Origin of the sequence: Sinorhizobium fredii, from assembly GCF_002944405.1 — a bacterium.
Classification (GTDB): domain Bacteria; phylum Pseudomonadota; class Alphaproteobacteria; order Rhizobiales; family Rhizobiaceae; genus Sinorhizobium; species Sinorhizobium fredii_C.
This window is the reverse complement of the sequence record NZ_CP024310.1, coordinates 189,552-208,673: the sequence shown is the minus strand read 5'-3', so window position 1 is coordinate 208,673 and position 19,122 is coordinate 189,552. Positions and strand designations below refer to the sequence as shown.

Annotated in this window: 20 protein-coding genes and 1 pseudogene; 8 read left to right on the top strand and 13 right to left on the bottom strand. The window is 58.1% G+C overall.

Annotated features, from left to right (window positions below):
* Positions 1-22: 22 nt before the first annotated feature.
* The 6 genes from NXT3_RS24605 to NXT3_RS24580 all read right to left on the bottom strand — a co-directional run bounded on the left by NXT3_RS24605 (position 23) and on the right by NXT3_RS24580 (position 5,196).
* The gene (locus tag NXT3_RS24605) at positions 23-355 is read right to left on the bottom strand and encodes a GFA family protein (RefSeq protein WP_234828251.1); all 333 of its coding nucleotides are present in this window, start codon (positions 353-355) and stop codon (positions 23-25) included.
* 22 nt (positions 356-377) lie between these two features.
* Positions 378-1,655 carry an LL-diaminopimelate aminotransferase gene (locus tag NXT3_RS24600; RefSeq protein ID WP_104840817.1) on the bottom strand — a complete coding sequence of 426 codons (1,278 nt, stop codon included), beginning with the start codon at positions 1,653-1,655 and terminating at the stop codon, positions 378-380.
* A gap of 73 nt (positions 1,656-1,728) precedes the next feature.
* Positions 1,729-2,898 carry an ABC transporter substrate-binding protein gene (locus NXT3_RS24595; protein WP_104840816.1) on the bottom strand — a complete coding sequence of 390 codons (1,170 nt, stop codon included), beginning with the start codon at positions 2,896-2,898 and terminating at the stop codon, positions 1,729-1,731.
* A gap of 127 nt (positions 2,899-3,025) precedes the next feature.
* The gene (locus NXT3_RS24590; protein WP_104840815.1) at positions 3,026-4,147 is read right to left on the bottom strand and encodes an LLM class flavin-dependent oxidoreductase; all 1,122 of its coding nucleotides are present in this window, start codon (positions 4,145-4,147) and stop codon (positions 3,026-3,028) included.
* A 60-nt stretch (positions 4,148-4,207) separates the two neighbouring features.
* Complete coding sequence (locus NXT3_RS24585) at positions 4,208-4,621, bottom strand: carboxymuconolactone decarboxylase family protein (RefSeq protein WP_199773440.1); 414 nt, start codon at positions 4,619-4,621, stop codon at positions 4,208-4,210.
* Positions 4,622-4,686: 65 nt separating this feature from the next.
* Positions 4,687-5,196: a flavin reductase family protein gene (locus NXT3_RS24580; RefSeq protein ID WP_104840813.1), complete on the bottom strand. Its 510-nt coding sequence runs from the start codon at positions 5,194-5,196 to the stop codon at positions 4,687-4,689.
* A 134-nt stretch (positions 5,197-5,330) separates the two neighbouring features.
* Between NXT3_RS24580 and NXT3_RS24575 the strand changes: the two genes are divergently transcribed.
* The gene (locus NXT3_RS24575) at positions 5,331-6,098 is read left to right on the top strand and encodes an SDR family oxidoreductase (RefSeq protein ID WP_104840812.1); all 768 of its coding nucleotides are present in this window, start codon (positions 5,331-5,333) and stop codon (positions 6,096-6,098) included.
* A gap of 33 nt (positions 6,099-6,131) precedes the next feature.
* Here the strand turns inward: NXT3_RS24575 and NXT3_RS24570 are convergent, their stop codons facing one another.
* From NXT3_RS24570 to NXT3_RS24550, 5 genes are all read right to left on the bottom strand, one after another.
* Positions 6,132-7,361, bottom strand: coding sequence for an alpha/beta fold hydrolase (locus NXT3_RS24570; protein ID WP_104840811.1), 1,230 nt, complete (start codon positions 7,359-7,361; stop codon positions 6,132-6,134).
* Between the two features lie 130 nt (positions 7,362-7,491).
* Entirely contained in the window at positions 7,492-8,181 is a 690-nt protein-coding gene (locus NXT3_RS24565; RefSeq protein ID WP_104840810.1) for a GntR family transcriptional regulator, read from the bottom strand.
* Between the two features lie 111 nt (positions 8,182-8,292).
* Complete coding sequence (locus NXT3_RS24560; RefSeq protein WP_104840809.1) at positions 8,293-9,069, bottom strand: N-acyl homoserine lactonase family protein; 777 nt, start codon at positions 9,067-9,069, stop codon at positions 8,293-8,295.
* Between the two features lie 18 nt (positions 9,070-9,087).
* Entirely contained in the window at positions 9,088-10,215 is a 1,128-nt protein-coding gene (locus tag NXT3_RS24555; protein WP_104840808.1) for a zinc-dependent alcohol dehydrogenase family protein, read from the bottom strand.
* A 12-nt stretch (positions 10,216-10,227) separates the two neighbouring features.
* The gene (locus tag NXT3_RS24550; protein WP_104840807.1) at positions 10,228-11,136 is read right to left on the bottom strand and encodes an MBL fold metallo-hydrolase; all 909 of its coding nucleotides are present in this window, start codon (positions 11,134-11,136) and stop codon (positions 10,228-10,230) included.
* Between the two features lie 153 nt (positions 11,137-11,289).
* On the opposite strand from NXT3_RS24550, the gene NXT3_RS31850 reads away from it, so the two are divergent.
* Together NXT3_RS31850 and NXT3_RS33385 are read left to right on the top strand one after the other, a co-directional pair.
* Positions 11,290-11,451 carry a hypothetical protein gene (locus tag NXT3_RS31850; RefSeq protein ID WP_210207164.1) on the top strand — a complete coding sequence of 54 codons (162 nt, stop codon included), beginning with the start codon at positions 11,290-11,292 and terminating at the stop codon, positions 11,449-11,451.
* Positions 11,452-11,691: 240 nt separating this feature from the next.
* Positions 11,692-11,859 carry a hypothetical protein gene (locus NXT3_RS33385; protein ID WP_199773439.1) on the top strand — a complete coding sequence of 56 codons (168 nt, stop codon included), beginning with the start codon at positions 11,692-11,694 and terminating at the stop codon, positions 11,857-11,859.
* Positions 11,860-12,196: 337 nt separating this feature from the next.
* Here the strand turns inward: NXT3_RS33385 and NXT3_RS24540 are convergent, their stop codons facing one another.
* Both NXT3_RS24540 and NXT3_RS32720 read right to left on the bottom strand, forming a co-directional pair.
* The gene (locus tag NXT3_RS24540) at positions 12,197-12,559 is read right to left on the bottom strand and encodes an adenylate kinase family protein (protein ID WP_234828230.1); all 363 of its coding nucleotides are present in this window, start codon (positions 12,557-12,559) and stop codon (positions 12,197-12,199) included.
* A 459-nt stretch (positions 12,560-13,018) separates the two neighbouring features.
* Positions 13,019-13,693, bottom strand: a pseudogene (locus NXT3_RS32720) (MFS transporter); the annotation flags it as partial.
* A gap of 360 nt (positions 13,694-14,053) precedes the next feature.
* Between NXT3_RS32720 and NXT3_RS24515 the strand changes: the two are divergent.
* The 5 genes from NXT3_RS24515 to NXT3_RS24495 all read left to right on the top strand — a co-directional run bounded on the left by NXT3_RS24515 (position 14,054) and on the right by NXT3_RS24495 (position 19,083).
* Positions 14,054-14,791 carry a DeoR/GlpR family DNA-binding transcription regulator gene (locus NXT3_RS24515; RefSeq protein ID WP_234828229.1) on the top strand — a complete coding sequence of 246 codons (738 nt, stop codon included), beginning with the start codon at positions 14,054-14,056 and terminating at the stop codon, positions 14,789-14,791.
* 421 nt (positions 14,792-15,212) lie between these two features.
* Entirely contained in the window at positions 15,213-16,268 is a 1,056-nt protein-coding gene (locus NXT3_RS24510) for a Gfo/Idh/MocA family protein (protein ID WP_104840801.1), read from the top strand.
* Between the two features lie 5 nt (positions 16,269-16,273).
* Positions 16,274-17,269 (top strand): carbohydrate kinase family protein, encoded by a 996-nt coding sequence (locus NXT3_RS24505; RefSeq protein ID WP_104840800.1) that lies wholly within the window; start codon positions 16,274-16,276, stop codon positions 17,267-17,269.
* Between the two features lie 141 nt (positions 17,270-17,410).
* Complete coding sequence (locus NXT3_RS24500) at positions 17,411-18,241, top strand: carbohydrate ABC transporter permease (protein ID WP_423828016.1); 831 nt, start codon at positions 17,411-17,413, stop codon at positions 18,239-18,241.
* Positions 18,241-19,083 (top strand): carbohydrate ABC transporter permease, encoded by an 843-nt coding sequence (locus NXT3_RS24495; protein WP_104840798.1) that lies wholly within the window; start codon positions 18,241-18,243, stop codon positions 19,081-19,083. The genes NXT3_RS24500 and NXT3_RS24495 overlap by 1 nt, the downstream gene beginning before the upstream one ends.
* Positions 19,084-19,122 lie beyond the last annotated feature (39 nt).

Genomic DNA, 19,122 nt, shown 5'->3' with positions numbered 1-19,122 from the left:
CCGATAGGATAATCCAGGTCGCTTACGGGAACTCGGGTGAGCTTGGTTTCGACGGATCATGCCCCAACCAGGCTTTCGCATGGGAGACCCACACGTTTGACATCGGCACGTTGCCAGGATCAGTGTCAAAGGTGCCAGCTCTAAGGACTTTGAGCTCTGGGCTAGCCGGCCGCTCCGCATAAACATGTGAGCCGCATGTTGAACAAAACCATCGTAGCTTTCCAGGCGTCGATTCGAAACTCTTGAGCATGTCTTGACCTGTCAGGATCTTGAAGTGCTCGCTTTTCACCTTTGCAGCGGTATTATGGTCAGCGGCGTGTGACTTTCGACATGTTTGGCAGAAGCAATTCCACATCGGTCCGTCGATTTCCTGAACCTCATATGTAACGCCCTTGCATTGACATGATCCCAAGATCGGCATCGGGTGTCCTTTCACTGTTAATTGCGTTGAGATCGTCTTTTTCATGCGCGAGGCCCAGCCAGCGTTTCATATTGCGCGCCGCCTGGCGGATGCGGTGCTCGTTTTCGACGAGCGCCAGCCGCACATAGTCGTCGCCCTGCTCGCCGAAGCCGATGCCCGGAGCGACCGCGACATCCGCCTTCTCGACGAGCAGCTTGGAAAATTCCAGCGAGCCGAGATGGCGAAACTTCTCCGGGATCTTCGCCCAGGCGAACATCGTCGCCGGCGGCGGCGGCACCTCGAAGCCGGCCTTGCCGAAGCTGTCGACCATCACGTCACGGCGGCGCTTGTAGATGTTGCGGACCTCGGCGATGTCGCTGCCGTCGCCGTTCAGCGCCTGCGTCGCGGCCACCTGGATCGGCGTGAAGGCGCCGTAATCGAGATAGGACTTGACCCGCGTCAGCGCCGCGATCAGCCGCTCGTTGCCGACCGCGAAGCCCATGCGCCAGCCGGGCATCGAAAAGGTCTTCGACATCGAGGTGAATTCGACCGTCACGTCGATCGCGCCCGGCACTTCCAGAACTGAGGGCGGCGGCACGTCGTCGAAATAGATTTCCGAATAGGCGAGGTCCGACAGCACGATGATGTCGTGCTTCTTCGCAAATGCGATGACGTCCTTGTAGAAATCGAGCGTCGCGACCTGGGCCGTCGGGTTGGACGGATAATTGAGGATCAGCGCCAGAGGCTTCGGGATCGAGTGCTTCACGGCCCGCTCGAGCGGCGGGAAGAAGCTCTCGTCCGGCTCCACCGAGATCGAGCGGATGACGCCGCCGGCCATCAGGAAGCCGAAAGCGTGGATCGGATAGGTGGGGTTAGGACACAGGACCACGTCGCCCGGCGCGGTGATCGCCTGCGCCATGTTGGCAAAGCCTTCCTTCGAGCCGAGTGTCGCGACGACCTGGGTCTCGGGATTGAGCTTGACACCGAAACGGCGGGCATAATAGGCCGCCTGGGCGCGACGCAGCCCCGGAATACCCTTGGACGAGGAATAGCGATGGGTGCGCGGGTCCTGCACCACCTCGCAGAGCTTGTCGACGATCGACTGGGGAGTGGGAAGGTCGGGATTGCCCATGCCGAGGTCGACGATGTCAGCACCGGCGGCTCGCGCGCTTGCTTTCAAACGGTTGACCTGTTCGAAAACATAAGGTGGTAGACGTTGGATTCTGTGAAAGTCCGGCACACTGTTTCCAGCCATGTCTAGTTTCCTTCCGCGCCGGTTGTTGCAACCGACGCGGAAGGCCGGGAGGTCTCCAGCAGGAGAAACCTGGTTACTTCTTCGGCCTCCAAGCCAACGGATCTTCAGGGCGTTCGAAGTACTTTGCGGCGACGTCTGCGGGCCACCAGCCGTTATCCTTCGGCTCAATCCAATCGGTTGAGTTTGGATCGCAATCGTCCGTCAGTACCCCTTTCACATCATCGATCGTGTAAGGAAGAGCAGGGCGAAGAATGGACTGAATTTTCGGTCCCTGGCCTTCTAGCGTCCGCATCATTACATCCCACACGAGGCGGGCATCAGAGCGCGGCGGCCAGAAATGGAAGCTCTTGCTGATAAAGTCGGGATTTTTCCGCCAATAGCAGGCGGCGGAAGCTTCGCCACCAAGCACGATAGGCATCATATCGCGACCGGATTGCTGTACGGCGTTAAGGACACCGTTCTCAGACGCGGACTGAACAAGGATGCCGTCAATCTTAGCAGGATTCGTGGCAAGAAACTTCTGAACCTCGACCTGGGCAACCTGATCGGTCCACTTCCCTGCTACATTCCCTACAATGCTGATATCATGGAACTGTTCGAAGGCCTTTTTCGCGCCAATGTCGAAGCTGTCCGATGACGCGAAACCGGGAATACCGGACACCATCAGGATGTTGCCCTTTTCGCCAATTTCCTTGGCAAGCCACTCAGCAGCCTTGTAGCCACCGTCCGTGTTGTTCTCGGTGGCGTTAATCGCATATGGGGATGTGACATAACCCGACACTGAAAAGACCGGGACGCCTTGGGAATGGGCATACTCGATGGTTTTGTTGAGGGCGGTGATGTTCGAGCAGCAAATGATGATCGCATCAACACCATCGTCAACCATCTGCCGCATCTGCTGGATTTGGACAGCGTCCTTGAGGTCAGACTGCGTGACGATAAGCTCGGAGACTAGGCCTGCCTCCTTGTATTTCGGCAGCAATACGTTCGTGAATTCGTCCAGGATGTTCGCACGCCAGGTGTTACCGGCATATGTGGACGCATAGCCAATTTTCCACGGCGGTGGACGCTTCGCGACAAAATCCTTCCATACCGTTCCCCCAAGCGGAATTGCAGGATCAATATTCTCGTAGAGCGCCTTCTGGTCGGGCGGCAGCGAATCGAGCCCGTCAGCCCTCGCCACTCCGTTCATTTGATAAAGACTCGACAGCGCAAAAAGCGCTGCAACGACTTTCTTCAGCATTATAGGGCCTCCTCCCCCTTTGTGGTCCGCTCAAACCGCCGACCCTTTTGGTCGCCAGCCGCGGAAGTCTTGCCGGAACTCCGGCGGAGCTCGTGGCGGGACGGCAGTCGCCATCCCGCAGACGTGTTCACTTGCGCAGGCCGGCCTGCTTGAGCAGCGGCATGACCCGCTCATTGAAGAAGGGAAGCTCCTCATTGTAGTCGACCATCGTCAGCAAGGCGCCGTTGACACCTGTGTTGCTGAGAGCCACGAGCTTGTCGGCAACTTGTTCTGGATTGCCGACGATCGGGTATCCACCCCAACCGGCGATGAAGCGCTCCTTGAATTTTTGATACATTTCGGCGGAGTGGTTCTGAGACTGCACCTGGAGGACTTCGCAGATGTTCTCGCACGCCTCCCAGTCACCCTTCTGATTAACGTAGTAGTCGTAATATTCCTTCGCTTCCTGTTCCGTTTCGCGAACGACGACAGGGCAGGCCGTAAACGTACCGAGATCACGGTCGTACTCAGTGCGCGCCAGGTCCTTCACCTTTTTGACCCAGGCGGCACCGGATTCCATGTCTTGCATGAAGCCGAAGTTGAAATCGCAGAACTTGGCGGTGAAGTGCATTCCCTTGCCAGAGGCGCCGGCGCAGATCAGAAGCGGTCGACCCGCCTTATTGTAAGGCTTGGGCTCACTGAAGGCGTCCCTGACTTTGAGGAATTCACCTTCGAAGGTGACGCCATTCCGTTTCCAGAGAGTTTCAACGATCTCCATCCATTCGGTGGCGTATTCATAGCGTGTGTCGTGTTCCATCATCGGAACACCGAACATCTCCATTTCGGGAGTGAACCAGCCGGTAACGAGATTGAGGCCGTAACGCCCCTTCGAGATGTGGTCGATTGTTGTCGCCATCTTGGTTGCGACGATCGGGTTCAGGGTCGGAATGTGCGTCGTTGAAAAGAACTGGAGCTTCGTGGTGACCGCAGCGAGAGCGGCTGCCCAGGTGAACGTATCCATGTTCACGCCATTGAAGTTCGAGAGACCGCCAAAACCACGCCAGCGCGCAATCGGCACCATGCACTCCCAACCGGCAGCCTCGAGCTTCTTGGCAATGTCAACATTGTGGTCGAAAGTGGGCTCAAACGTCGTCTCGGCGAGCGTGATAGCGCAAGCATTCGAGCAGTTGGTTCCGAACACTCCAAGCTTGAGCTTGTTGTCATTAAACATTGGGTTTCCCGCAGAGCGGAAATCTTCTTGTGCAGTCACTTGGTTCCTCCTCCGGCTGGCACCATATGGTGCTCAGCCGCGCATAAAAGACTTGGATAATCAGATGCCCATTTCTTCGAAGACTTCCGCCGCCACGCGGAAGCTGTCGATTGCCGCAGGAACACCGCAGTAGATAGAAACCTGGAGGAAAATCTCCCGGATCTCTTCTTTGGTAAGACCGTTGTTGATCGCCCCGCGAACATGCAGCTTCAGCTCATGGGGACGATTGAGTGCCGAGATCATTCCTAGATTAAGAATGCTGCGCTGCTTGCGCTCCAGCCCGGGCCGGTTCCAAATTTCGTCCCAGCAGTATTCCGTAACAAGGGCCTGCATCGGCCAATTGAAGTCGGTTGCCTTGCTGACCGACGCATCGACATAGGCGCCTCCCAGAACTTCGCGCCTGGTCTTTAGCCCACGCTCAAAGCGTTCACTGATTTCACGTCCATTCACTCTTGCGGTTGCTGTGTTGCTCACCCTTTATCTCCTTGTCGCCCGTTGGGCTCTCCATGAGTGGTTTGATTGGTCGTCAAGGCGACCTGTTATGCCGCCGGTCCGCTGATGGACGACGACCTGACGAGTTGGCCGTTCTCGTAGAGAAGCGGTGCGATCGACTCGATGAACCGTGCTTCGAGGACTTCTCCGAGCACAACATCATGGGTTCCAACGTGAACAACATCCTTTAGCTGACAGACAAACGCGGCCTGCGCATCGGACAGGACCGGCATACCGTCGAGAGACAGCCACTCGCCGTGGTGGAAGCGCTCTTCACCCTTCAGCTTTCCACTGAACAGCGGCACAAGGCCCGCATGTGAAAGGTGCAACATGTTGACGGCGAATTTTCCAGAAGCCTTCAAAGGCTGGCTTATCGAAGCAGACTGGTTGATGCAGACGAGAACAGTCGGTGGCTCGGCCGTAACCGACTGAACTGCGGTCGCAGCCATACCGTGACGAACGCCGCCAAGCTCGGTCGTGATCAAGCAAATGGTTGATGTGAACCGGCGCATAGCCGCCTTGAATGCCGACTGCGCGTCGGTGCTGGTATCGGCCATATCATCCCCCCGCGGTCGAACTCAGTAGAGCCGAATAAACAGATTAGCAGACAATCTGTCAACCAGTTTATCGTGATTGACAGATTGTCTGCAAAACTGTTCTCTCACGTCATCGAAATAAGAGGAGAGCCGCGATGGATTTGAATCAAAAAGTTTGCATCGTCACAGGGGGAGGTAGCGGAATAGGCCGAGCAACGGCGCTCCTCTTCGCGAACCACGGCGCCTACGTAGCCGTCGCTGATGTCAACGAAAACGCAGCGCATAGGGTGGCGGGCGAGATCGGTCCAAATGCCTTCGGTATTCGCGTCGACGTTTCTTCGGCTCAGGACGTGGAGAGCATGGTTCAGAAGACTGTCGGGAGGTGGAGTCGGATCGACGTGCTCGTCAACAATGCCGGCTTCGGAACGACCGGTAATGTCGTGACTATCACTGAGGAAACTTGGGACCGAATCATGTCAGTCAACGTCAAAGGTATCTTCCTTTGCGCCAAGTATGTTATTCCTGTGATGCGTCGGAATGGTGGAGGTTCCATCGTTAACACGACTTCCTACACAGCGACCTCAGCGATCGCGGACAGGACGGCCTACGTCGCGTCAAAAGGGGCGATATCTTCGCTAACGCGGGCGATGGCCTTGGATCACGCGAAAGAAGGGATCCGTGTTAACGCGGTCGCCCCTGGTACGATCGACTCGCCTTATTTCACAAAGATCTTCGCCGAATCGGAAGACCCGGTGAAACTTCGTAGCGATTTCAACGCACGCGCCGCTATGGATCGAATGGGAACACCTGAAGAGATCGCTGAAGCAATGCTCTTTCTTGCCTCCGATCGCTCCACTTTCGCGACCGGAAGCATCTTGACTGTCGACGGTGGTTCTTCGATCGGAAACCACTTGGTGAAGTGAACGGAGGGGCGGCATTTTCATGCCGCCCCTTTTTTAGGCATTGTCTTCGACGAACCGAATAGCGTCTTCCAAAAAGCTACGGAAATAATCGGGATTTTCGCACATTGGGAAATGCCCGAGGCCGTCCATGACGACATGACGGCTCCCGGGAATAAGATCCGCGAGCTTTTCTCCGTCTGCAGGCGTCGCAGAGTAATCATATGTTCCGGAAAGGAGAACGGTCGGCGTTCGCTTGGCGTCGATCTTCGGACCGACGACGGCCCCATCAAATTCGTCGCTGTAGAAGGAAAGATCGCCTGGATAAACCCCTGGGGCACCCTGCGAGTAGATCCAACTGGCACGGCGTCGCTCAGCTTGAGGGCTGAGTGGACTCATAATTCCGCGGACATAGGCTGAGTTGTGAAGCGACCCATGAACATTGACGTTGTGCTGAAAAGGATTGCGACGCCCCTTTGACCTGAAAGGTGGTTCTATGGCGATCACTCCCAGCAACCGTTCCGGCCGCTCCGCGGCTAGTACCATGCTCATCGCAGCCCCCATCGATCCTCCGATGACAACTGCTCTGTCCCCGACAATTTGGTCAAGTATCGCTGTGCACCAGGACAGATAGAGTTCCTTCGTGAGCTGATAGGGCGAGCCATCCCAACTCAACGGTGGCATCGAGCGTCCATGAAATGGTAGATCAACTGCAATCATTCGGTTCGAGCGAGCGAGCCCGGTGTCGGAAAGTTGTGGCAGAAACTGGCGGCTGTCTGCCCCAGCCGTATGGAGGAAGAGGATCGGCGTCCCTGCTCCAGCTTCCTCGTAGTAGATGTCGTGCTCCACGCCACCGATGTTTACCTGTTTATATCGTCCGGTCACCTGTTCGATGTTTCGATCGACCTTTGCGACAACGATCGGCGGAGACGCCACAACGATTTCGAACAGTCGTTCTATAGCCGGGCGGGCTTGAGCGATTGCTACAGGAGAACCGGATAGTGTGAATTCGGGGTTGGCTAGTTGAAAGGCAGTGAACGAGTGAAAGGTTGCGGGCGGCGGCACCTGCATCACCTTTTCCCAGGCTTCCTCTGCGGCCCTCAGATTAACCTCAGCATCTCCGACCGCCCTATCGAACGCAACCAGTCCGTTCTCTACAGCAAGCGTCGACGCTCCTGATCCAACATGAAACGAGATTCGTGTCGTCAGACCTGGAGTCAGTCGCGGCAATTCCGGATCATCAATCGCAAGGGCTATGCGTTTATTTAGCTCGGCATGGGCGCCCATAGGTCCTCCCTAAGAAAATGACGTTGCCGGGAGGCCATCCTGCTCGCGCTTCACCCTCCCAAGGAAACGTAAGCAGATTGGCAGACAATCTGTCAATCTCAACCGGTCGAACATGCCGGTTTATGTCGATTTACTCTGGGGTTTCGACTGGGTTCTTGCTCAGGTAGTCCAAGGCCACTTTAGCCGCGGTTTCGATATGCTGCTTGCAAAGCGCAGCGGCCTTTTCGCCATCACGCTGCTGAATAGCGGCAGCGATTCCTCTTATCTCGGAAACGCTGTGTTGCAGACGACCGGGCTGGGTCATCGACGTCAGCCGCAACAGTGTGACACGGTTGTGCAGCGATGTTAGCATTTGCTTGACGAACACGTTCTTACTGCCGGTCATCAAGCAATCGTAGAAGGCGGTCTTCGCTTCAATGATTCGCGTTGAGGAACCGCGATCAGCAGCAGCCGCAAATTCTTCGACGGTGTTGAGCAGAGCAGCGATATCTTCGTCCGAACCTTTTTCGGCGAACTCCTGTCCGGCGAAGCTCTCGAGTAGCGCCCGCACTCTATAGAGCTGTACGGCCTCGTCGTAGCTGATGGTGCTGACGACCGGGCCGCGATGTGGATAGCTGGTTATAAGCCCTTCGGCCTCCAGCTGGCGCAAGGCTTCTCGAATTGAGGTTCGGCCGACCCCGATAAGTTCGCACAGCTCTCGCTCCACCAGCCGCTGCCCGGGCTGGAAACGGCCGCTTGAAATTGCCTGCCGGAGCTTATCCTCGACCTGGATCCGCAAGGAGGCGTTCTTACGCGCAATCTGAAGGTCCATCGTTCCCATTCACATTCAAACCCAAAGCCACAGGTTCAATGTATACCGCGCGTTCGTTTCGTAGGACAACCCGATTGTCTGCGAAACAGCGAAAAATCTGAACGGTTGGGCGGATGGCCGTTAGAGAAGGACCCTAGCGAATGGGAGGTCCGTCGCCAAAGCCGAAAATCTGTCGAGTACCACAGGGTCGTGCCCTGGAATGATGAGGCCATTCCGCCCCGCGAGAATGCGAAGTTTGTTATATGCTTCCATTACCTCTGCGTAGTCGGCAAATAAAGGAAACGCGTTATCGTTCGTAAGGTAGCTTTGAAAATGAAGCGCGTCCGAGGCGATGACGAGCAAGGCGTCGCCTGCCGTCAGGGTGACAACCTGCAGCCCCTTCGAGTGCCCGCCCACCAAGTGTAACTTGCATCCCGGAGCGATTTCGGCTTCACCGTCATGGAAGCAAACCCTTGACTGGAAAACGAGCCGAACCGCGTCGACGACCCCTTCTGCGGCAAAGGGCCGACGCATTCGCTCATGGCACATACATCGCCCCGTGCCATAAGCCATTTCCCGGTCCTGGATATGAAAAGTAGCTTTGGGGAAGGCTGGAAGGTTTCCTGCATGATCGTAATGCAGGTGCGTCACGACGACATCTGTAATATCGCTGTGTTCGATGCCAAGGCGGCTCAGAGCTGCGACCGGATGGATCAACAGAGTCCGTCCTCTGGCTGCCCCCTCCTCGGCGTTAAAACCGGTGTCAACGAGGATGAGGCGGTTTGGAAGGCGGATTAGCCACACGAAATAATCGATGCGTGATGCAGCTTCGTGAAGGTCATTGATCTCAAGCGCCAGATCACTCACTGGCCGTTGCGCGGTGCCATAATGGATGGCCAGTGCTTTCCACTCGTGCAAGAGAAGTCTCCCCCAATATCAGCTCATAACGACGAGGTGTCGATTGATCTCGGCTCGATCGAGGCGGTCAAACGCTTCGTTAATCTCGTCAAGGGGACCGGTGCTCGACAGCAATTTGACAACTGGCAGCTTCCCTTTGAGATACATTTCGATATACCGGGGTATGTCGCGCGATGGCACGCACGAGCCCATATAGCTCCCCTTGATCGTTCTCTCTTCTCCGACCAACGGCAAAGGCGAGATCTCGAAACGGGAATTGACATTGGCCAGTCCTGCGGTTGCGGTCATCCCGCCCCGCCGGGTAATCTCATATGCGAGTTCGAACGCCTTTTTGGATCCAGCCATCTCGATTGCGTAATCTACCCCACCGCTCGTCGCGCTTTTTACCTGAGCCACAATGTCTGGCGAGCTCGCCAGAAAGGTTTTGGTCGCCCCCAGCTCCTTGGCAAGGTCAAGCTTGGCTTGGACGAGGTCGATCGCAATGATATTGCCAGCTCCACTCGCGACGGCGCCGAGGATCGCCGAAAGGCCGACACCGCCGAGGCCGATTACCGCGACACTTTGGCCTGGGCGGACATCGCAGGTGTTCATCACCGCTCCAACGCCAGTCAAAACCGCGCAACCGAAAAGCGCGGCTTCTGCCAAGTCAATATCCTTGGTCACTTTGACAACCGAGTTCGCCGACACAACAGAATACTCGGAAAAGGCAGAGACTCCACTGTGATGGTTAATTTCGTATCCTTTCAGACGGATATGCTTGCTGCCCGACAGAAGCGTCCCCGCAGCATTGGCCTCATAACCCGGTTCGCAGAGGCTTGCCCGGCCTTCAACGCAGAATGAACAATGACCGCAGACCGGTAAAAATGACATGACCACGTGGTCACCAACATCGACGTTCTCCACGCCCGGCCCGGTTGCTTCGACGACGCCAGATGCCTCATGGCCGAGAGCGACTGGAAGAGGACGCGGTCTGTCGCCATTGATTGCGGATAGGTCGGAGTGGCAGACCCCGGCAGCCTTGATCTTGACTAGGACCTCCATAGGGCCAGGCGGCGTTAGTTCCACAAGCTCGATTTTGAGGGGTTTCGAATCGGAGTAGGGCTTCGGCAGACCCGACTCCCTGAGGATTGCCGAACGCGTTTGCATGTCTGATTCCTATCAATTTGCAAGCAACTGCATTGGAGCCGGGATGTAGCGGAATCCGTCTCCATTCCGCACCACGTGACCAGCACCCGGCCATGCGAAGTGATAGGACATCACCGCAATTCGATCTTTCGCAAGCATGTCCAGCACGCGCGTACGAGATATCGCTGACAACTTCGGGTCCGTATCATATTTGAATTCCATCATCGGCCGCTCCATCAATAGGATATGATGATGTGTAAGATCGCCGAGGAAGCAGAGGCGATCGTTTCCGGATTGAATCATAAAGCAGTGATGGCCGAGCGTGTGGCCGGGGGCGGAAATCGCCTGGATACCGGGCAAGAACTCCTCCCCATCCTTGAAAAAGAAGGTGCGGTCCTTGTGCGGGAGCAGGTTTCTCCGGGCATTTTCGATCTGAAAGTGAAAAGAAGAGTCGATCGACGACCCATCCGTCCAGTCTGTGAAGTCTCGCTCACTGATGAATATCTCGGCGTTTGGGAAATTAAGATTGCCACTCGCATCGCAGAGCCCGCCAATATGATCGATATGAGCGTGCGACAGAACTACGGCATCGATCTCCGTCGGATCTCGGCCCGCTTCCTCAAGGCTGGTTAAGAGTCGACCCGTGGTAGGGCCAAAAACCTTGGAGGAACCCATCCCGGTATCGAACAAAATTGTCCTCCCATTTATTTCAACAAGCGGCACGTTCTGCTCAAGCACGACATTGTTCGTCGGCAGAAAATTGCGTTCTAGCATTCCGCTGACCGTGCTTTCGTCTACGCCTAAAAAGTTCGTTCCTGGGTCGCCTAGCGCTAGCGGCCCGTCGGACAGGATAGTGATTTTTCCGTCGCCGAATCCAAATGGATAAAAGTAGGGAAGCTTCGCTTGGTGATGTTTGTTAAGAGACACCGATTTTCCTCCCATCGTGTTCCTCTACAACTTCTTGGCAGATTGTATGATAATCTGTCAATCGCTGTTGGTGGTTTCACGTTTCATAAAAGGGCACACACTGCGGCGTTGAAGCTCCGAGCTACCGGGCGGAACAACGCCAACTATCTCGGAAGAAAGTCATTGTGGTTGAAGCAGGCGGCCGGTGTGAAGGCGTTGGCAAGGCGCTTGCTGAGCCGTGCCAACAACCTGGAAGGCTATCGCGATCTCGTGATCCTCGATCTGCGCCAAGCTGCGGTCAACGGCCAAGCTGCGGTCAACGGCCAATCGCGAGTCCACAGGCAGCCGTAGACAAGCTCGTTTTCCTTCCCATCAATTTGGCAAGGCGCGAAGCAGGTCTGGATGGCTTTGCCGACGGCGTCATAAAAGACCAGCGAACGTTATCAGAGGCGTACGGATAGTTCACGGACGACTACGCCTTGGCCTGCGTGCTGTTGGGAGGTTACAATAGTCCTTTGATGTCCTTAGCGGCACTGGCGAACCGCTCCGCCAATTCCGGACCTCTTTGCCAAGCAGCCCACCTTGGCGGTTATGGAACACATCGCTGCCCAGCAGCGGCTCAAGCACGCGTCTGACGACATGCCCGAAATGCACGGGACGCCGCGCCAGGTGGTCGACGTTCACATGGACGAAAAAGTCCTCGGCCGCCACGGTCTCTTCGTCGTTTCGAAAGAGTCCGATTTCATACCGGACGGATGAATTTCCGAGTCTGGCAACACGGATGTCAGCGGTGACCATGTCCGGGAAGGTCATTTCCGCGTCGCTGCGCGTCCATGTCTCCTCCACCCTGCTCAATTGGCCGTCACGCGTGCGGTCGGCCCCCAACGCCGCTTGATGCAACATTGTTGAAGGCAGGGTTTGTCCTCGACCGAGCTTCCCCTTCTCGGACCTCGGCCGACGCAACAAGGACAACTGGAGCTTCGTCGACGAGAGATGCGCAGACGTGGCGCAGGATGTCAGACTTCAGTCACCAGGACAAAAGCCCGGAGCCATCCTAAGGGATGAATACAAGAAGCCATCGCAAACATATACGCGCTCAGGGTTGCCGCTGATGGGGCCTTGGGTTTAGCTCCAAGAAATCCCGGATCTGAGTTGCAACGCGTTCGATGTCTTCCGCTGCATCAACCCGACGAAGTAGTGCTTTTTGCTCATAAAATGGCGACAACGCCGCCGTCGCGCGCACAAACTCTCCCACTCGTTTCTTCAGGACCTCCGGGCTGTCATCCGAACGCGGCGGCGCGCCTGTGGCGCGCGACTCTTCGGCTCTTTTGGCAATCCGCTCTTCAAGGAGGCTTAGAGGAACATCGAACAGGATGACGCGATCGAGTGGCACCTGCATGCTCTGGAGCAGCTGCTCCAGCTTCGCGCAGATCTTCTTGCGCGATGCGAACGCCTTCAAGGACTGCGCGGCTGGCCGCGTCGGGCTCGAACGCGCGCTTGTCGACGACCGGCTTGACCTCATCACGCGACGAGGCAAGCTCGCGTGCCACGACTTCGGCAACCTGTGCGTATCGACCGCTGAATGTTTTTTCGATTTTTTTTCGACTCCGGCTTTCTGGAGACAATCGCAAGCTCCGCGCCGGCGGGCAGTTCATAGCCCGCGAGAGCCTTGGCCGCCTCCCGTTTCATGATGTCTTTAGGTTTTCCGCGCGTGTTCTGGTGACACGCTTTGGTGAATTGGAGAGCGCTTTTTGTGCCATCGTGCTCACCTTCGATGCCTGTGAATATAGGCGCCTACCCAACCTTGTTAACCAAAGCAACCATGACAACCGTGAAGCATATTCCAATTCGCGTCAGCGTCGCCACCGACGCTGTGTTCCACAGCATTACGCAGCCACAGGAGGGAACGGAGCGAACTCTATTGTCGGCGTCCGGCGTCCCGGCCGCGATCCGCATAAACGACGTAGTGCGACAGAGCCAAGACGACGATGAATAGCAACGGGAGCCAGGCGAAGGCCATGGAAAAACCGGTGCGCCCCAGCTATGAAGCCGATCAGCGCCGGCGCCACGAGCATACCGGAGTAGCCCAGCGTGGTGGCGACGCGAGACCGACGCCCGGGCCAACACCCGGATTATTGCCACCGGCCGAGAAGGCAATCGGCGCCATGTTCGAAATGCCGAAGCCGGCCACGGCAAAGCCGAGGATCGCGACCGTGGCACTCGGTGCTAGACCCGCGATGAGGAAACCGATGATGGCCATGAGGGCTGAGATGCGGAGCGTCTTCACGGCGCCGAAGAGGTCGCGTACATGATCGCCGGCGAATCGCATCGCCGCCATCGTCGCCCGGCAAAGGCCAGGCCCGAGAACTCGGCGGGCGCACCGAGCTCGCTTCTCGGATAGAGCGCACCCCAGTCGAGCACCTCCCCTTCCGGTATCGTTGCAAAGGGCGCGATCGCGCCGACCAACCAGGGCAGCATGGTGGCGGGCAATCTCAACTTGTCGCCGGCCGCGGCTATGGGCGGCCTGTCGTTAATGAAGCGGGATCACGAGGATCAAGAGGCGGACGGCGGTAACCGCGATCGCGTGGCTGAGATCTATTGATATTTTCACAGACGTGACGGTATGAAGCTCGGCTCCATGAGTCGGAATCGAATTCGGCTCTGCGTTGGTTGCGCGGGCTCGCAACCAACGATTCCTGCAATTGGTCGAATGCGACGTGCCCAAACAGCATGCTAGTCGCCCTCAGGCCTGAGCGGCGTCTCACCTTGACCCGGCACGGGAAGTACCCGAGCGGCGACGGCCCATCTCCTCAATGGAACGGCCGTGATCGCATTGTGGCAGCCATTGCGCGCTTGACGGCGTGCCATTATGGACAAATGCTGCTGGATACACGAAAACGTGCAAAAGGATTCGAAGAGAGCCCCTATGACTAACGCTTCCGAGAGGCGCCGCATGATGGTCGAGCGCGCACGCAAGACCGGCTATGTGCCCTCTAAGGTGATCGAGGATGAATTTGGCGTCGACAGCTCGACGATCAGACGCGATCTCGCCCGGTTGGAAGCAGATGGACTGGTCCTTCGCACACAGGGAGGTTTCCTTCCGGCCGAGAGCAAGGGAAGCTTCGACTATCCCTATGAGCCGCGGCGGCAGTTTCGGTCATCGGCCAAGAGCCATCTTGGTGAGTACGCAGCGAGCTTGATCAAGGATGGCCAGACCGTTCTTGTCGACAGCGGCTCAACCACGTGGCATGTGGCCAATAGCCTCAAATCGAAGCAGAACCTGACCGTCATCACGAATGATCTCCAGATTGCTCTGCTGCTCTCGGACAGCAGCAACATCAACCTGCATGTCACGGGTGGCGTTCAGGTCAATACAGTTTACACGCTGGTCGGTCCAAACACCGTCGACTACATCAGCAAGATTCACGTTGATATTGCCTTCATCGGAGCGGAGGCGGTGGATGTGGAACTTGGTGTAAGCAACGTCAATGTCATCGAAGTTCCGGTGAAACAGGCGATGATCCGGGCAGCCGACTGCGCAGTCCTGGTCGCCGACAGTTCCAAGTTGGGGAAAAGATCCTTCGCAAGGGTCTGCGGCATCGAAGAACTCTCGCAAATTATCACTGATAGCCGCGTCACGCCAGAACAGCGAAGGGCATTTGGCAAGAAACTGAAGATCGTCGAGGTCTAACTGGCGTTAGATTTCAACCCATATACGGGTCGACGTTCACTCTCCCCACCCACTCTGCGACCAACGGTCAGAATTCCATCCTACGCGAGGGCGCCGCTAGTTACGCCATCTTCCGTCGAGGGTGTCGACACCTGGAGCGTCCGTGATTCTTCGCCCCGTGGATCGCGATGTCCGCGGATCGGACCGGCGCGTCATCTTCAAGGGAACTCTCGCCTGCCGGACGTAAGACTTGGACCTTTTGAGCCTTGCATCCGCCGCCCTCGTAATCTTTTCGCGCCTGATCTCGCTTGCTGATGCCCATCTGCCGGCTTCCTGCCTTCGGAAAAACTGCACACTATCGTGCATTTCCCACTTGACTGCACGATATCGCGCATGCTTCATAGTCCCGGACAAGTTCGATCAATCGTTCCGGAGAGACGAAGTGACAAAAGAGAAGCTGAAACTCGGCGTGATCGGCTGCGGGCGTATCGCCCAGGCGGCGCATTTTCCGGCCGTTCAGAAGGCCAGGAACGTGGAGCTGGCGGCGGTGTTCGATCCAAGTGGGTTGCTGGCCAAGGGCGCGGGCTTGCGGCTCGGTGTTCCGGCTTACACCGACCAGCAGGAGTTTCTAAACGCCGACATCGACGCGGTGCTGATTGCCATTCCGGACCGCTTCCACGTGCCGGTATCAATCGCCGCACTTCAGGCGGGCAGGCATGTGCTTGTCGAAAAGCCGGTCGCCGTGACCGCTGCGGAAGCGAAGACGCTGATCGAGGTTCTGGGCAAGACGGGGCTCCAATTGCAGGTCGGCAGCATGAAGCGGTTTGATCCCGGCATTGCGCGGGCGCAGCAGGTTATCGCCGAGGGCGGGATTGGCCGCATCCTGAGTGCGCGCTGCTGGTATCGGGTCATGTCCGAACTGCGTCCACCGATCGAAGCCACGCTGTTTCCTGCGATGCTTGTCGACCAGGACGTTCGCAACCGGGAAACGGCGCTCAAGGCGGCTAACCGCAAGACCCACCTTCTGGCGACCCATGGCATCCATACGTTCGACCTGATGCGCTTCCTGCTCGGCGAGCTCACGGTGTCGGCCGCGACCATGGCCGTTGACGGCGTTGATCACTCCTGGCACGGCATCGCGACCACGGATGCCGGCGCCGCCGCCTCTTTCGAGATTACCGCCAGCGTTCATGCCGAATGGACCGAGGGCTTCCAGATCTACGGCAGCAAGGGGCATATCAGCGCCGAGATACCTTTCCCATTCTCCCGGGCGGCAAGCCGCGTGCGCATCTTCCGTTCCGAACAATCCAGCTATGAGGAGCCGATCTACGGCGACACCGACGCCTACAAGCTGCAAGTCGAGGCCTTCGCTGCGGCAATTCTTGAGGGAAGCGCCGTCGAGCCCAACGCGCGCGATGGTCTCAAGGCGCTGGAGATCGTCGAAACGGTCAACGCGCTCACGGCTCGCGAAGAGCCTGATCAGCGGAAAAGCGCGTAAAAGTGATGCGAGACCAGTCAAGAACGGTGGCGGTGATCGGCAACGTCCAGGCTGACCTCGTGCTGCGGCCAGTAGCGGCCTTGCCTCCGCCGGGCGAGGAAAGGTTCGTCGACGATGTCAGCTTTCGGCCGGGCGGTAGCGGGGGTGTCACCGGGATGGTGCTGGCGGCCGCCGGAGCTCCGGTTCGCCTGTTCGGCACGCTCGGTCGAGATCCGATCGGCGCGGTCATCCGCTCGATGCTTGCGGAGGTTGGCGTTGAGACCTCCGACATCCGCGAGGTCGAGCTGCCGACGAGTATCACGGTCGCGCTCGAGGCTGCCGAGCGGGAGCGCTCCTTCCTGACCTCACGCGGACACATGGAGGCCTTTTCGAAATACGATTTGGCCGACGAGGCGCTCACGGCTGAAATTACGCTGCTGACCGGCTTTTTCACGACACCGGCCTTACAGGCCGACATTGCCGGGCTCGCCAGCCGGGCTCGCCGAAATGGCAGTATCGTCCTTTTCGATCCCGGCTCGGACCAGTTTGGCTGGTCCGATGCGGTGCGCGAGATGCTGTGCTCGATTCTCGAGGAATGCGACTGCTTCCTGCCCAACGAGGCGGAGCTTCTCGCTTTGACGGGCTGCACCGACGTGGGCGATGCATTGGCAAGGCTAAGGCGCCGCTTCGATGGCTGCATCGTCGTCAAAACCGGGGCAAAGGGCTGCCTTGTCGCCGACACGGGCGGCGGCACGCCTGCCGCAATCCGCCCTGACCCCGTGGAGGCGCCTGACACGACGGGCGCTGGCGACAGCTTCAATGCGGGGCTGGCCCTGGGCCTTTCCCGCGGGCTCGATTGGGTCGCATCGGCGCATCTGGCGACCGCCCTTGCTTCAGAAGTGCTCAGGCAGCCTGCCGCGCGCCGCTACCTTACACCCCGTGACCTGGCGAGGCTTGATCTGGCGCGTGGGGGCAGGTCAGCGCCGCTGGAAATCGAGGGTGTAAGACGCGGACTGCAATAGCGGTCCGCCCTCCCGGGGGGATGGCGCGGCCCTGCTGCGCCATCCCTTCGAGCCTTTATCCGTTTGAACTTTGTTTAGGGTGGACCGAACTTGAATACCGCCTGGATTCCCCGCCAAGCATGGCTGTTGGCCCTGCCGCTCATGATTGTGATGGCGGCTGTGATCGGTTACCCCTTGGTCGATACCATCCGGCTGTCGCTGACGGACGCCCGGCTGATCGGCAGCACCGGCAATTTCGTCGGTCTCGACAACTTCGCCAAGCTTCTGTCGCGCTCCGATTTTCTCCACGCCTTGACGACAACAGCGATCTTCACCGTCGTCTCGGTCAGCGCCGAGATCGTGCTCGGGGTGCTCACGGCACTGTTGCTGCAGCAGCACTTTGTCGGCCGGACATTTTTGCGCGCCGTGATGATCTTGCCCTGGGCACTGCCGACAGTGGTCAACGCCATGTTGTGGCGGCTGATCTACAATCCTGAATACGGCGCGCTCAACGCAGCTCTGACGCAGCTTGGCATCCTCGACAGCTACCAGTCGTGGCTGGGCCAGCCGGACTCGGCGATCTGGGCGATCATCGTCGCCGACGTCTGGAAGAACTTCTCGCTCGTCGCGCTGATCTCGCTCGCAGCACTCCAGGCGGTCCCTCGCGATATTCAGGCAGCCGCGCTGATCGACGGCGCCGGCGTCATCAGGCGCTTCCGCTACGTCACCCTGCCCTATCTCGCCGGGCCATTGATGGTCGCCGTCGTTCTCAGAACAATCGAAGCTTTCAAGGTCTTCGACATCGTCTGGGTGCTGACCCGAGGCGGACCGGCGAACGCCACCCGCACGCTGTCGCTCCTGGTCTATCAGGAAGCATTCGCCTTCCAGCGGGCCGGCTCAGGCGCGTCGCTGGCCCTGATCGTCACGCTGATCATCACCATGCTTGCCGTGTTCTACGCCCGCCTTGTGCGGCGCACCGAGGAGATGAAGTAATGGAGCGGCGATCGACCCTAGCCACCGTCCTGACCTACCTCGCGGCCAACGTCGTCTTTCTGATCGTCGTTGCGCCGTTTATCTGGCTGGTCATCATGAGCATCTCGCCCGCAGAGGCTCTATCGCAGAAGCCGCTTCGGTGGTGGCCCTCCGAGGTGGACTTCTCCAACTACCATCAGCTGCTCGACTATACCGGCGGCAAGGGACGCGATTTCCTCTCGGCGCTGTTCAACAGCATTCGCGCCTCCGGCGCCGCGACGCTGCTGGCGCTCATCGTCGCCGTTCCTGCCGCATGGGTGGTGTCGCGGGTACGGTCCATGGGGTGGTCGCTCAGCGTGGTGGTGTTGCTCTATATGCTGCCGCCCGTGGCTTTAGCCGTCCCTCTCTATATGGTGCTCGCCCGCCTCGGAATGCTCAATTCGGTTCTGGGGCTTGCCGCGATCTATCTCGCGATCCTGGCGCCATTCACCACCTGGCTGATCAAGTCCGGCTTCGATGCGCTGCCGGGAGAAATCGAGAGCGCCGCCTCGATGGATGGGGCCAGGCTTGATCAGATGCTGAGGCTGATCAGCATTCCGCTGATCGCGCCGATCATCTCAACGGCGGCCATCTTCGCGCTCTTGCTCGCCTGGGACGAGTTCTTTTACGCCCTTCTCTTCACGTCAGGCGTCCAGGCAAAGACCGTCACGGTTGCGATCGCAGAAATTTCCGGTGGGAGAGAGACAAATTATGGGGCCATCGCCGCAGCCGGCGTCATCGCTGCCCTTCCGCCGGTCTTCATCGGTCTCGTCCTGCAAAAGGCACTGATCTCCGGGCTCACCCAGGGCGGAGTGAAGGGATGAGCCCAAACGCCTACAGCCACAATCCGCTTCGGGAGGATC

What these genes read in the sequence shown, in the direction of transcription:
- NXT3_RS24605 (WP_234828251.1), bottom strand. Translation starts at nt 355, where the DNA reads ATGTGGAATTGCTTCTGCCAAACATGTCGAAAGTCACACGCCGCTGAC.
- NXT3_RS24600 (WP_104840817.1), bottom strand. Translation starts at nt 1,655, where the DNA reads ATGGCTGGAAACAGTGTGCCGGACTTTCACAGAATCCAACGTCTACCA.
- NXT3_RS24595 (WP_104840816.1), bottom strand. Translation starts at nt 2,898, where the DNA reads ATGCTGAAGAAAGTCGTTGCAGCGCTTTTTGCGCTGTCGAGTCTTTAT.
- NXT3_RS24580 (WP_104840813.1), bottom strand. Translation starts at nt 5,196, where the DNA reads ATGGCCGATACCAGCACCGACGCGCAGTCGGCATTCAAGGCGGCTATG.
- NXT3_RS24575 (WP_104840812.1), top strand. Translation starts at nt 5,331, where the DNA reads ATGGATTTGAATCAAAAAGTTTGCATCGTCACAGGGGGAGGTAGCGGA.
- NXT3_RS24570 (WP_104840811.1), bottom strand. Translation starts at nt 7,361, where the DNA reads ATGGGCGCCCATGCCGAGCTAAATAAACGCATAGCCCTTGCGATTGAT.
- NXT3_RS24565 (WP_104840810.1), bottom strand. Translation starts at nt 8,181, where the DNA reads ATGGGAACGATGGACCTTCAGATTGCGCGTAAGAACGCCTCCTTGCGG.
- NXT3_RS24555 (WP_104840808.1), bottom strand. Translation starts at nt 10,215, where the DNA reads ATGCAAACGCGTTCGGCAATCCTCAGGGAGTCGGGTCTGCCGAAGCCC.
- NXT3_RS24550 (WP_104840807.1), bottom strand. Translation starts at nt 11,136, where the DNA reads ATGGGAGGAAAATCGGTGTCTCTTAACAAACATCACCAAGCGAAGCTT.
- NXT3_RS33385 (WP_199773439.1), top strand. Translation starts at nt 11,692, where the DNA reads ATGGAACACATCGCTGCCCAGCAGCGGCTCAAGCACGCGTCTGACGAC.
- NXT3_RS24515 (WP_234828229.1), top strand. Translation starts at nt 14,054, where the DNA reads ATGATGGTCGAGCGCGCACGCAAGACCGGCTATGTGCCCTCTAAGGTG.
- NXT3_RS24505 (WP_104840800.1), top strand. Translation starts at nt 16,274, where the DNA reads ATGCGAGACCAGTCAAGAACGGTGGCGGTGATCGGCAACGTCCAGGCT.
- NXT3_RS24500 (WP_423828016.1), top strand. Translation starts at nt 17,411, where the DNA reads ATGATTGTGATGGCGGCTGTGATCGGTTACCCCTTGGTCGATACCATC.
- NXT3_RS24495 (WP_104840798.1), top strand. Translation starts at nt 18,241, where the DNA reads ATGGAGCGGCGATCGACCCTAGCCACCGTCCTGACCTACCTCGCGGCC.